Raw genomic sequence first — 12,904 nt, 5'->3', positions numbered from 1 at the left:
ATAAGACTCCGATAGGGCTAAAACAGGGCGGCCAGCCGGTTAAGCAACAATGTTGCGCTGTAATAATCCAGACGGAACGTCTCCGTACCCAGGGCATAGACGCGCTTATTTTGCACCGCTGGCAGGTGCGCCAGCAGCGGATTGCCGTAAAGGGCCGCAACATCGTTGTTGTCGCCGGCAAACAGGAAAAGAGATTCGCCGTTTAACCCGGCGGCCAGATTTTCACCGCCAAGCTGAATGATATCGTGGCGCTTACCCTGGCTTTTGCTGGTTTGCAGCCCTCGGGGCAATGTCGCCAGCGTAAAGCCTAACTGCGTCAATAGCTTGCCTTGTGCTGATTCTGGCGTCCACAGATTGGCGCTATGCGCGGCAGGGGTATACACCAGCGCGCTAACCGGCTGCGGCGGCAGGGCGATTCGCTGTTTAACCGTCGTCAGTTGCGCCTCAAATTCCGCTATTCGCGCGGCGGCCTGTTTCTCCTGACCGGTGATCTCGCCAAGCTGCGTGAGCAAACTCTGCCAGCTTTTATCGTCATAATTGATGACGAGCGTCGGCGCGATAGCGGAGAGCTGATCGTAAAGCGCCAGCGCGGAGTCGCCGCCGGTGGCGCTAATCAAAATGAGATCCGGCATTTGCGCGGCGACCGTTTCGGCATTCGGTTCGCCGATGTACAGCCGGGCGACATGGCGAGCCTTTGCTACGTCGCTCCACTGGCGCATAAACCCTTGATCGTCGGCAAAGCGGTTATTCGGCGTAGTAGCTCCGCTGGCGACGACGGGGGCATCAATCGCCAGCAGCGAGCCTGTCAACGTCACGCTGGTAGAGACGATACGCGCGGGCTTGTGGTCCAGAGTATGAACGCCGCGGCTGTCCTGAATTTGCCGGGGCCAACCGGCGTCCTGGGCTAAGGATATTCCTGAAATTGATATACCAACCACTAAAAGCAGCCAACGATAAAAGGCGGGGAGTCTCACAATAGCGTCCTGTTATTAATAAAGTTAATGCTTCTCATTTTCATCTCAGCGGCAGCGAGATGCAAGCCTTAGTGCCATTTAAGTCATGACCAGAGTTGACAGAGCGACGTTTTACTCTTAGGTTAGCGCACTAAAAATAGAAATAATAATCATTATTATACACAAAATCATTCAAGAAGCATCGCGACGGCAAGGGAAGAATCCCCGCGGGCATAGATAACTGTGTGACCGGGGTTTCTGAGCGCAGCCAACAAAGAGGCAGCTTGAAAGATGAAATGTATATAAGCCTTTATCATTGGAGGATGATATGGATATGTCACTGGCCGAGGACGCTCAGGAGACAATGGCAACGCTTGCTCCCGATCGCTTTTTCTTCATGTCGCCGTATCGCAGTTTTACCACTTCCGGGTGCTTCGCCCGTTATACCGAGCCTGCGGTTGCCGGAGATTCGCCGGATAGCCCTTTCCAGCAGAAATTGCGCCAGCAGTTTGCCGAGGCCAAATCGCAGGGCATCGCCAACCCTATCCTGGTGGGGGCGATCCCCTTTGATACTCGTCAGCCGTCGTCGCTATTTATCCCGATGGCGTGGCAGTCCTTTTCTCGCCAGCAAAAGCAGCGCACGGCGCGTTATTTTACTGACCATCAGTCGCTGACGGTGACGGCGCGAAAGGCGATTCCGGAGCAGGATGCTTTTGAAGCGATGGTCGCACGCGCGGCTATGCTGACCGCCACGCCAGACGTCGATAAAGTGGTGCTTTCCCGGCTGATAGATATCACCACTGATGTGGCGGTGGATAGCGGAGCATTGCTGGAGCGGCTGATTGCGCAGAATCCAGTTAGTTACAACTTCCATGTGCCACTGGCGGATGGCGGCGTTCTGCTGGGCGCCAGCCCCGAATTGCTGCTACGCAAGGAGGGCGAGCGGTTTAGTTCGCTGCCGTTAGCAGGCTCGGCACGCCGACAGCCGGATGACGTTCTGGATCGCGAGGCGGGAAACCGACTGCTGGCTTCACAAAAAGATCGCCATGAACATGAGCTGGTGACGCAGGCGATGAAGCAGATCCTGCGCGATCGCAGCACGGAACTGCAATTACCTTCCTCTCCGCAGTTGATCACCACGCCGACGCTATGGCATCTCGGTACGCCGTTTGAGGGCAAGGCCAACGCCGGAGAAAACGCGCTGACGCTGGCCTGTCTGCTGCATCCGACCCCTGCGTTAAGCGGTTTCCCCCATCAGGTCGCGAAAAAGCTGATTGCTGAACTGGAACCGTTCGATCGTGAACTGTTTGGCGGCATTGTCGGCTGGTGCGACGCCGAAGGAAACGGTGAGTGGGTAGTAACGATTCGTTGCGCGAAATTGCACGGTAATCAGGTGCGCCTGTTCGCTGGCGCCGGGATTGTCCCTGCCTCTTCGCCAGTCGGCGAGTGGCGGGAAACCGGCGTCAAGCTCTCTACGATGTTGAACGTTTTTGGACTGCATTAAGGAACGATGATGCGTATACCTTTCACCCGTTGGCCGGATGAATTTGCCCGCCGTTATCGTGAAAAAGGCTACTGGCAAGACGTGCCGTTGACCGATATTCTGACCCGCCACGCTGACAGCGACAAGACGGCGGTCATTGAAGGCGAGCGCGCATTCAGCTATCGCCAGCTCAACCAGGCCGCAGATAATCTGGCCTGCAGTTTACGCCGTCAGGGCATCAAACCTGGCGAAACCGCTCTGGTACAACTGGGGAATGTACCGGAACTGTATATCACCTTTTTCGCCCTGTTGAAGCTTGGCGTAGCGCCTGTTCTGGCGCTGTTTAGCCATCAACGTACCGAACTTAACGCCTATGCGATGCAGATCGCGCCGACGCTGGTGATTGCCGATCGCCAACATACGCTGTTCGCCGGGGAGGACTTTCTCAACACGTTTGTGGCTGAACACCGTTCTGTGCGGGTGGTGTTATTGCGTAACGACGACGGCGATCACAGCCTGGACGCGGCGATGCGGCAGGCGGCGGAAGATTTCACCGCCACGCCATCACCTGCTGACGAAGTGGCCTACTTTCAGCTTTCCGGCGGTACTACCGGCACGCCAAAGCTTATTCCCCGTACCCATAACGACTATTACTACAGCGTGCGCCGCAGCAATGAGATTTGCGGTTTCAACGAGGAGACGCGTTTTCTGTGCGCGATTCCCGCCGCGCATAACTACGCCATGAGTTCGCCGGGCGCGCTGGGCGTCTTTCTTGCCAAAGGAACGGTAGTGCTGGCGACCGATCCCAGCGCCACGCTCTGTTTCCCGCTGATCGAAAAACACCAGATTAATGCCACGGCGCTGGTGCCGCCCGCGGTCAGTCTATGGCTACAGGCTATCCAGGAGTGGGGCGGCAATGCGCCGCTGGCGTCATTAAGGTTATTGCAGGTCGGCGGCGCGCGGCTTTCTGCGACGCTGGCCGCCCGTATTCCGGCTGAAATTGGCTGTCAGTTGCAGCAGGTCTTCGGCATGGCGGAAGGGTTAGTGAACTATACCCGGCTGGATGATAGTCCGGAACGGATTATCAATACCCAGGGAAGACCCATGTGTCCGGACGACGAAGTGTGGGTGGCGGATGCTGACGGGAATCCACTGCCGCCGGGCGAGATTGGTCGTCTGATGACGCGCGGCCCCTATACTTTTCGCGGCTATTTCAACAGTCCGCAACACAATGCCAGCGCCTTTGACGCCAACGGTTTTTACTGCTCCGGCGATCTGATCTCCATTGATCAAGACGGTTACATCACCGTTCACGGGCGTGAAAAAGATCAGATCAACCGGGGCGGCGAGAAGATAGCCGCCGAAGAGATAGAAAACCTGTTACTGCGCCACCCGGCGGTGATCCATGCGGCGCTGGTCAGCATGGAAGATGAACTGCTGGGAGAAAAAAGTTGCGCATATCTGGTGGTAAAAGAGCCGCTGCGAGCGGTACAGGTACGCCGTTTCCTGCGAGAGCAGGGCGTGGCGGAATTTAAATTACCGGATCGCGTGGAGTGCGTTGCGTCACTGCCGCTGACGCCGGTTGGTAAAGTCGATAAAAAACAATTACGCCAGCGGTTGGCGTCACGTTCACCGCTCTGAAGGAGAAAGAGAGATGGCCATTCCGAAACTACAGTCTTACGCGCTGCCCACCGCACTGGATATCCCGACCAACAAAGTGAACTGGGCATTTGAGCCGGAGCGCGCGGCGCTGCTCATCCACGATATGCAGGATTACTTTGTCAGCTTTTGGGGCCGCAACTGCCCAATGATGGACCAGGTGATTGCCAATATCGCCGCTCTGCGCCAGTACTGTAAGGAACATCATATCCCGGTCTATTACACCGCTCAGCCGAAAGAGCAAAGCGATGAAGATCGCGCGTTACTCAATGATATGTGGGGGCCGGGACTGACGCGCTCTCCGGAACAGCAGAAGGTGGTAGAAGCCTTAACGCCGGATGAGGCAGATACGGTGCTGGTGAAGTGGCGCTATAGCGCGTTTCACCGCTCGCCGCTGGAACAGATGTTAAAAGATACCGGACGCAATCAGCTCATCATTACCGGCGTGTATGCGCATATTGGCTGTATGACCACCGCTACCGATGCGTTTATGCGCGACATTAAGCCGTTTATGGTGGCGGATGCGCTGGCGGATTTCAGCCGGGAAGAGCATCTGATGGCGCTGAACTATGTGGCGGGGCGTTCCGGTCGCGTCGTCATGACCGAGTCGCTGCTGCCGACGCCGGTTCCTGCCAGTAAAGCGGCGCTGCGGGCGTTGATTCTGCCGTTGCTGGATGAGACCGACGAGCCGCTGGATGATGAAAACCTGATTGATTATGGCCTGGATTCAGTACGCATGATGGGGCTGGCAGCGCGCTGGCGTAAAGTACACGGCGATATCGACTTCGTGATGCTGGCGAAAAACCCGACCATTGACGCCTGGTGGGCGCTGCTTTCTCGCGGGGTAGAGTAATGACCGGCTTTGATTTTTCAGACAAAACGGTATGGGTGACCGGGGCGGGGAAAGGGATCGGTTACGCGACGGCGCTGGCGTTTGTCGACGCCGGGGCGCGGGTGATCGGCTTCGATCGCGAATTTACGCAAGAGAATTATCCCTTTGCTACCGAAGTCATGGATGTAGCGGATGCCGCACAGGTCGCGCAGGTGTGCCAGCGTGTGTTGCAAAAAACGCCGCGGCTGGATGTGCTGGTCAACGCCGCCGGTATTTTGCGTATGGGAGCGACCGATGCGCTTAGCGTCGACGACTGGCAGCAGACGTTTGCGGTCAATGTGGGCGGGGCATTTAACCTGTTTTCGCAGACGATGGCGCAGTTTCGCCGTCAGCAGGGAGGGGCGATTGTCACCGTAGCCTCAGATGCGGCGCATACGCCGCGTATCGGTATGAGCGCCTACGGCGCCTCTAAAGCGGCGCTGAAAAACCTGGCGCTAACCGTAGGGCTGGAGCTGGCGGGCTGCGGGGTGCGCTGTAATGTGGTGTCGCCTGGTTCGACCGACACCGATATGCAGCGCACGTTATGGGTGAGTGAAGATGCCGAACAGCAGCGTATTCGCGGTTTCGGCGAACAGTTTAAGCTCGGCATACCGCTCGGTAAAATCGCCCGTCCGCAGGAGATAGCCAATACCATTTTGTTTCTTGCCTCCGATCTGGCCAGCCACATTACCTTGCAGGATATCGTGGTGGACGGCGGTTCAACATTGGGAGCCTGACGATGATCTGGAAACGGCACTTAACGCTGGATGAATTGAACGCTACCAGTCAGAACACGCTGGTGGCGCATCTGGGCATTGTTTACACCCGTCTGGGCGATGACGTGCTGGAGGCGGAAATGCCCGTCGATGCCCGCACTCATCAACCGTTTGGTCTGCTACACGGCGGCGCATCGGCAGCGCTGGCGGAGACGTTAGGATCAATGGCCGGTTATCTGATGACCCGCGACGGGCAGTGCGTGGTCGGGACCGAGTTAAACGCCACCCACCACCGCGCCGTCTCGCAGGGGAAAGTACGTGGCGTTTGCCTGCCGCTGCATCTGGGGCGGCAGAATCAAAGCTGGGAAATTACGCTCTTTGACGAGCAGGGGAGGCGCTGCTGCACCTGTCGCCTGGGAACGGCGGTAATGGGATAGTTCTGGCAAAGTAAAATGCAATTGCAGCATTAACGAAGAAAGGAAGTGATCTGGTTAACACTGTAATGTAAAAAATGGGTAACGATACGGTTTTATCATGTTGTTGTGTTGTTAATTACGGTAAAGGTGTTATAGAAACAAAATGTAACATCTCTCTGGAACACCCAAACGGACAACAACTATGAATAAATCAGGGAAATACCTCGTCTGGACAGCGCTCTCAGTATTGGGTGCGTTTGCCCTGGGCTATATTGCGTTAAATCGTGGGGAACAGATCAACGCGCTATGGATCGTGGTGGCGTCGGTCTGTGTCTATCTAATTGCGTATCGTTTTTATGGGCTCTATATCGCCAAAAAAGTGCTGGCGGTTGACCCAACGCGTATGACGCCCGCGGTACGTCATAATGATGGTCTGGATTATGTCCCGACCGATAAGAAAGTGCTGTTTGGTCACCATTTTGCGGCCATTGCTGGCGCAGGTCCGCTGGTCGGGCCGGTACTGGCGGCGCAGATGGGCTATCTGCCGGGGATGATCTGGCTGCTGGCGGGCGTTGTGCTGGCGGGAGCGGTGCAGGACTTTATGGTGCTGTTCGTCTCGACCCGACGCGATGGGCGTTCGCTTGGCGAGCTGGTTAAAGAGGAGATGGGCGCGACGGCAGGGGTGATCGCGCTGGTGGCCTGCTTTATGATCATGGTGATCATTCTGGCCGTCCTGGCGATGATCGTGGTGAAAGCGCTGACCCATAGCCCGTGGGGAACGTACACTGTCGCGTTCACTATTCCACTGGCGATTTTTATGGGCATCTACCTGCGTTATCTGCGTCCGGGGCGCATCGGCGAGGTGTCGGTCATTGGGCTGGTATTTCTTATTTTCGCTATTATTTCCGGCGGATGGGTGGCGGCAAGCCCAACCTGGGCGCCGTACTTTGATTTTACTGGCGTGCAGCTTACCTGGATGCTGGTGGGTTATGGTTTTGTCGCGGCGGTACTGCCGGTCTGGCTGCTGCTCGCGCCGCGTGATTACCTCTCTACCTTCCTGAAAATTGGTACGATTGTCGGTCTGGCGGTCGGGATTCTGATCATGCGTCCGACGCTGACTATGCCGGCGCTGACCAAATTTGTTGATGGTACCGGACCGGTCTGGACGGGCGACCTGTTCCCGTTCCTGTTTATTACCATCGCCTGTGGCGCGGTCTCCGGTTTCCATGCGCTCATCTCCTCCGGCACGACGCCGAAGATGTTGGCCAACGAAGGCCAGGCCTGCTTTATCGGCTACGGCGGGATGTTAATGGAATCTTTCGTCGCCATTATGGCGCTGGTCTCCGCCTGTATTATCGATCCGGGCGTTTACTTCGCGATGAATAGCCCGATGGCGGTACTGGCGCCAGCGGGGACAGCGGATGTCGTGGCTTCTGCCGCGCAGGTGGTCAGTAGTTGGGGTTTCGCTATCACGCCGGATACGTTACACCAGATTGCCAATGAAGTCGGCGAACAATCTATTATCTCCCGCGCAGGCGGTGCGCCAACGCTGGCGGTAGGGATGGCCTACATTTTACATGGCGCGTTGGGCGGCATGATGGATGTGGCGTTCTGGTATCACTTCGCCATTCTGTTTGAAGCGCTGTTTATTCTGACGGCGGTGGATGCGGGTACCCGTGCGGCGCGCTTTATGTTGCAGGATTTGTTGGGCGTAGTGTCGCCAGGGCTGAAACGTACCGATTCGCTGCCAGCGAACCTGCTTGCTACGGCATTGTGCGTGCTGGCGTGGGGGTATTTCCTCCATCAGGGCGTGGTCGATCCGTTGGGCGGTATTAACACCCTGTGGCCGCTGTTTGGCATCGCTAACCAGATGCTGGCGGGTATGGCGCTGATGCTTTGCGCCGTGGTACTGTTCAAAATGAAGCGTCAGCGTTATGCGTGGGTCGCGCTGGTGCCAACGGCCTGGCTGCTGATTTGTACGCTGACGGCGGGCTGGCAGAAAGCGTTTAGTCCGGATGCGAAAATCGGCTTCCTGGCCATTGCCAATAAGTTCCAGGCGATGATCGACAGCGGCAATATTCCGCCGCAGTACACCGAATCGCAGCTCGCGCAGTTGGTATTCAATAACCGTCTGGATGCCGGGCTAACCATCTTCTTTATGGTGGTGGTCGTGGTGCTGGCGGTCTTCTCTATTAAGACGGCGCTGGCCGCTCTGAAGATTGATAAACCGACGGCGAATGAAACGCCGTATGAGCCGATGCCGGAAAATGTGGATGAGATCGTGACGCAGGCGAAAGGCGCGCACTAATCTTTTTACATCAATAGCCCTCTCCAGAATAAGGAGAGGGCATTTGAATGACAGGTGACAACGATGTTCGATACGCTTTCGAAAGCCGGAAAATATCTGGGACAGGCCGCAAAAATGATGATTGGCGTGCCAGACTACGACAACTATGTTGAGCATATGCGCATAACGCATCCGGATCAGACGCCGATGACCTATGAAGAATTTTTCCGCGAGCGGCAGGATGCGCGCTATGGTGGAAAAGGCGGCGCGCGTTGCTGCTGAGGGTTGCCAGGCCTGATAAACGCAACGTCACCAGGCTATATTCTGAAAAATTCAACTTTTTCAAACGCCGCACGCAGGGTGTCTGGCGTTAACGTCACCGGTAAATAGTGGATGGATTCGACCGGGCGCAGGGTATGCGCGATTACCCTATCGATCTCGGCGGTGTTATGAATATCCACGTCCAGTTCGCTAAGCTTGGCCGGCAGATGAAATCGCCGGTACGCTGTAATCAATTGCGCCAGCACGTCATCTTGTCCCAGTAGCGCGCTTTGCACCAGAATGCCATAAGCCACTTTCGTTCCGTGCAGGAATTTTTCCGTTTGCGGCAGGACGGTCAGACCGTTGTGTACCGCATGGGCGGCGGCGACACGGGTATAGCGTTCCCCAAGGCCGCCGACCATACCGCCGCCAGCGATAATCGCATCCACCACGTCGCAAAATGCCTGGGTCAGCCGACGCTGCTGTTTATCCGCTAATGCTTGTTCGCTGCTGTCCAGCAGGAGATCGCGAATAGCGCACGCGCTGTTAATGCCCAGTCTTACGGTCAATGGCAACGTTTCAGGCTGCGGCGCAAGCACAACGGCTTCATACCATTTCGCCAGCGTATCGCCAATGCCAGCTAACAGATAGTCATCGGGCGCCTGCAGAATAATGCGCGGTTCGACCAGCACCAGAAAATTGGCATCATCAAAAATTTCGAACTGTAACGCCTGTCCCGCGTCGTTATACCAGACGGAAAGCGGTGTCCAGGCGGCGCAGGTCGCTGCGATGGTCGGGATAGCGACAAACGGCAGCGCCAGACGGCGGGCGAGCGCTTTGGCGGTATCGAGCAGCGCGCCGCCGCCGACGCCTATCACCACCTGACGATCGTCGTTGCAGGCGTGCGCCAGTTGGGCAACATGGCGTTCGCTACAATGGCCGGTAAACTGCAGATGTTTTGCGCCAGCACGTTCAAACGCTTCCGGCAGGTAAGGCCGGGCGGCGGCAATCGCGCGTTCGCCGTACACCCAAACGGCGTGGGAAAGCTGTTCCGGCGTGAAAAAGTCGGTCAGTCTTCCGAGGCTTCCGGCATGGGAAAAATAATTCGCCGGGCCGGTAACGACGCGGATTTCAGTGTGGTTCATGTTGTGTTGTCCTTAGGGTCTTCTCACCGCTGTTATTATATTTAGACATCTAAACGTCTTGATTGCCAAATACTAACACCCTGTGATAGTGTGTCAATAACCACATCACTGGCGGGTATGAAGATAATGAGAAATAACCCACTGATTCCAAAAAGCAAATTGCCCAATCTTGGCACCACGATTTTTACGCAAATGAGCGCGTTGGCGCAGAAACATCAGGCAATAAATTTATCGCAAGGCTTCCCTGATTTTGATGGTCCTTCTTATTTGCACGAGCGGTTGGCTTATCATGTCGCGCAGGGCGCGAATCAATATGCGCCGATGACAGGCGCGCAGGCGCTGAGGGAGGCCATAGCCGATAAAACGGCGGAAATATATGGTTATCGACCCGATGACGTCAGTGATATCACCGTCACGGCGGGCGCGACAGAAGCGTTGTACGCGGCGATTACCGCACTGGTGCGGGCAGGGGATGAGGTTATCTGTTTCGATCCCAGTTACGACAGCTATGCCCCGGCCGTGGCGCTTTCCGGCGGCGTGTTAAAACGCATAGCACTTACGCCGCCGCATTTTCGCGTCGACTGGCAGGCGTTTTCGGCGTTGCTTAGCGAGCGCACGCGGCTGGTGATCCTCAATACGCCGCATAATCCCACCGCTACCGTCTGGCGTCAGGAGGATATCGAGGCGCTGTGGCAGGCTATCGGCGAGCGGGAAATTTATGTGTTAAGCGATGAAGTGTACGAACATATTTGTTTTGCCGTCGAAGGCCATGCCAGCGTATTGGCGCACCCTCAGTTACGAGAGCGGGCGGTTGCCGTTTCATCGTTTGGTAAAACCTTTCATATGACAGGATGGAAGATTGGTTACTGCGTTGCGCCTGCGGCCATTAGCGCCGAAATACGCAAAGTTCATCAGTACCTGACGTTTTGCGTCAATACGCCGGCGCAACTGGCGCTGGCGGATATGCTGCGCGCCGCGCCGGAACACTATCGCGCGTTACCCGATTTTTACCGGAAAAAACGCGATGTGCTGGTTAACGCGCTGGCGCAAAGCCGATTAAAAGTGCTGCCCTGTGAAGGTACCTATTTTCTGTTAATCGATTACAGCGCAGTGTCGACGCTAAATGACGTTGAGTTTTGTCAGTGGCTAACCGAAGAAGTCGGTGTCGCCGCTATTCCGCTTTCTGTCTTTTGCGCCGCCCCTTTCCCGCATCAGCTTATACGTTTATGTTTCGCTAAACAGGAATCAACGCTGCTGGCCGCCGCAGAGCGCCTGTGTAAACTGTAGTTATTTAACCGTCCACGCTCTGGAGAATCGACGGTCTGCAAAAAGCTCCTGCAGGCCGTTGATCTGTTTCAGGCGCAGGACTTCATCGGCGTCCATACCTAACTCCTGGCCGATTTTGCTCTCGTCCCAGCCTAGCAGAGAAAGTTCGCGCACGATTTCTGACATGGCGTGGATCTGGTGACGCCCGCGCGCGCGGTTATGCCGAATGGTTGCCGCCATGCGTTCGTGACGTTCTCTGTCCAGACACGTTATCGGCAGGTAGCCTTTCAGACGCCTTTTCAGGGCCGCTTTTCCTTTGCCCAGCTCATGACGGTGAAAACCGTCCACAATCTCGTACTCCTCGGCATCGGCCTTTACCACCACGATCGGCTGAGTAAACCCATCTTGTTCAATCGATTTAAGCAGCAGTTTTTTCTCCGGCGGCGCAACGTTATTCGGGTTGTAGTCATTAGGCGAAATATGATCGTTTTTCACCCACAGGACACAATCGACAGGCTCATCGCGAAAAGGACTAACGCTATGTATCGCCATTCTAAATTCATTAATGGCGGCGATCCTCTCCTCTTCAGGCAGTTCAGAGAGAAAGTGAGTTATTTCGGTTGTGAGTCGGTGTTGCATAAGATCCCCCATTCCTGGCGTTTAGCTTTCATACGTTCGTTATAACGCTGGTAATTCTTAGGTTTTGTCGGACTGAATGACAGCGCCCGGCACCAGTAATCATTGTTCAGTAATACTTTGCAGATCCGTCGCCATGACGGAATATCGCGCGATCCGATATCGCCATGCTGCGTCTGTGGAATGGTGTTCATGCCTTTTTTCTTATACCACTGCAAATAAACGGCGATTTTATTACGGTAATGTTCGGCAGTGACTTCAGGCATACTGTGTAGCAGGAGCAGCGCGTACTCTTCCCAGTTAAGGTGATCGGGTTTTAAAATTTTCCGGTGGCCATAAAAATGGCTGTCTTGTCCGGCGTATATTCCTCCGCTGAGTGCGCCGCTGACTCTGGCGCACATGGCCGCCCAGCGCTCAGGTTCGATAACATGATACAGCCATAACCCCTGTCGTTGTTCCGGACCGAACGGTTCGCAAATACGCATGTAGCGGGGTGGTACGCCAGCCTGATACATCAAATTATACAAAGGGTTACAGGGTTTACCTGTTTTGGCGAACCAGGTCCAGATATCTGCGGTTTTCCAGTCATAGATGGGATAGATATACCAGGTGTGCCCCTTAGGGGCTAACGTGGTCCAGGGCTTATCGTCGGCAAAGCGCAGCTTATGCGAGTTAGCGATAGCGGCAAATCGGTTATAGGATTCGTCGGAACGAATACCGACCAGCATAGCGGCAGGACGTTTTTCTGAAAACCAGTCGGCAAAATCGCGAACGAACTGTTCAAAGGTCATGCCTTGTTGATAAAAGGAAAAAAAGGCCGGATCGGTAATCGCATCTTCTGGCGGTTGTCGTACCCAGTCGGTACCCGGCTGCCAACACTGCCACTCCGGCTGGTATTGTGAAAGGGAATTTTGTGTGGTTAAGGGTAATGCGACCCAATAAAAACGCTCAATAACGTCCGCGTAGTATTCACGTAACGATTCAATATAGGCGATGGTACAGGAGAATTGCGCTTCCCAGTCAATGAAGAGAACATGGATCTTTTTATTCATTTTGCGCGCCAACGTTGCCGTCAGGTGCAGCATAAGTCCTGAATCTTTACCACCAGAAAATGAGACGCAGACCCGGGGTAAGGTTTCCAGGGTCCACATTATACGCTCTTGAGCCGCTTCCAGAACATTTTGCTCAAGTGGAACTTTATAAACCGACAT

At 55.3% G+C, this 12,904-nt stretch carries 12 protein-coding genes; 8 read left to right on the top strand and 4 right to left on the bottom strand.

Annotated features, from left to right (window positions below; genetic code table 11):
• Positions 1 to 17 precede the first annotated feature (17 nt).
• A complete protein-coding gene (gene fepB, locus QEN32_RS15575) occupies positions 18 to 974 on the bottom strand; it encodes a Fe2+-enterobactin ABC transporter substrate-binding protein (protein ID WP_265321901.1) in 957 nt (318 codons plus the stop codon).
• A gap of 307 nt (positions 975 to 1,281) precedes the next feature.
• On the opposite strand from fepB, the gene entC reads away from it, so the two are divergent.
• The 7 genes from entC to QEN32_RS15540 all read left to right on the top strand — a co-directional run bounded on the left by entC (position 1,282) and on the right by QEN32_RS15540 (position 8,667).
• Positions 1,282 to 2,457 carry an isochorismate synthase EntC gene (gene entC, locus QEN32_RS15570; RefSeq protein WP_265321902.1) on the top strand — a complete coding sequence of 392 codons (1,176 nt, stop codon included), beginning with the start codon at positions 1,282 to 1,284 and terminating at the stop codon, positions 2,455 to 2,457.
• Between the two features lie 9 nt (positions 2,458 to 2,466).
• Complete coding sequence (gene entE, locus QEN32_RS15565; RefSeq protein ID WP_001222447.1) at positions 2,467 to 4,077, top strand: (2,3-dihydroxybenzoyl)adenylate synthase EntE; 1,611 nt, start codon at positions 2,467 to 2,469, stop codon at positions 4,075 to 4,077.
• Positions 4,078 to 4,090: 13 nt separating this feature from the next.
• Positions 4,091 to 4,948, top strand: coding sequence for an isochorismatase (locus QEN32_RS15560; RefSeq protein WP_001007166.1), 858 nt, complete (start codon positions 4,091 to 4,093; stop codon positions 4,946 to 4,948).
• Positions 4,948 to 5,703 carry a 2,3-dihydro-2,3-dihydroxybenzoate dehydrogenase EntA gene (entA, locus tag QEN32_RS15555; protein WP_094964891.1) on the top strand — a complete coding sequence of 252 codons (756 nt, stop codon included), beginning with the start codon at positions 4,948 to 4,950 and terminating at the stop codon, positions 5,701 to 5,703. The genes QEN32_RS15560 and entA overlap by 1 nt, the downstream gene beginning before the upstream one ends.
• A 2-nt stretch (positions 5,704 to 5,705) precedes the next feature.
• The gene (gene entH, locus QEN32_RS15550; RefSeq protein ID WP_000637966.1) at positions 5,706 to 6,119 is read left to right on the top strand and encodes a proofreading thioesterase EntH; all 414 of its coding nucleotides are present in this window, start codon (positions 5,706 to 5,708) and stop codon (positions 6,117 to 6,119) included.
• A 181-nt stretch (positions 6,120 to 6,300) separates the two neighbouring features.
• Complete coding sequence (gene cstA / locus QEN32_RS15545) at positions 6,301 to 8,406, top strand: pyruvate/proton symporter CstA (RefSeq protein WP_001043108.1); 2,106 nt, start codon at positions 6,301 to 6,303, stop codon at positions 8,404 to 8,406.
• Between the two features lie 63 nt (positions 8,407 to 8,469).
• Positions 8,470 to 8,667, top strand: coding sequence for a YbdD/YjiX family protein (locus tag QEN32_RS15540; RefSeq protein WP_000460619.1), 198 nt, complete (start codon positions 8,470 to 8,472; stop codon positions 8,665 to 8,667).
• Between the two features lie 35 nt (positions 8,668 to 8,702).
• Here the strand turns inward: QEN32_RS15540 and QEN32_RS15535 are convergent, their stop codons facing one another.
• The gene (locus QEN32_RS15535; RefSeq protein WP_058821486.1) at positions 8,703 to 9,791 is read right to left on the bottom strand and encodes an oxidoreductase; all 1,089 of its coding nucleotides are present in this window, start codon (positions 9,789 to 9,791) and stop codon (positions 8,703 to 8,705) included.
• Positions 9,792 to 9,917: 126 nt separating this feature from the next.
• Between QEN32_RS15535 and QEN32_RS15530 the strand changes: the two genes are divergently transcribed.
• Positions 9,918 to 11,078, top strand: coding sequence for a pyridoxal phosphate-dependent aminotransferase (locus tag QEN32_RS15530; protein ID WP_001245605.1), 1,161 nt, complete (start codon positions 9,918 to 9,920; stop codon positions 11,076 to 11,078).
• Here the strand turns inward: QEN32_RS15530 and QEN32_RS15525 are convergent, their stop codons facing one another.
• Both QEN32_RS15525 and QEN32_RS15520 read right to left on the bottom strand, forming a co-directional pair.
• Positions 11,079 to 11,696, bottom strand: coding sequence for a ParB/RepB/Spo0J family partition protein (locus QEN32_RS15525; RefSeq protein ID WP_001164755.1), 618 nt, complete (start codon positions 11,694 to 11,696; stop codon positions 11,079 to 11,081).
• Positions 11,669 to 12,904 (bottom strand): phosphoadenosine phosphosulfate reductase, encoded by a 1,236-nt coding sequence (locus QEN32_RS15520; RefSeq protein WP_000118142.1) that lies wholly within the window; start codon positions 12,902 to 12,904, stop codon positions 11,669 to 11,671. Before QEN32_RS15520 ends, QEN32_RS15525 begins: the two co-directional genes overlap by 28 nt.

The organism is Salmonella sp. SA14318 (assembly GCF_029866905.1).
Lineage (GTDB): Bacteria > Pseudomonadota > Gammaproteobacteria > Enterobacterales > Enterobacteriaceae > Salmonella > Salmonella enterica.
Note: the sequence above shows the minus strand (reverse complement) of the source record. Positions and strands in the feature narration are given on the sequence as shown.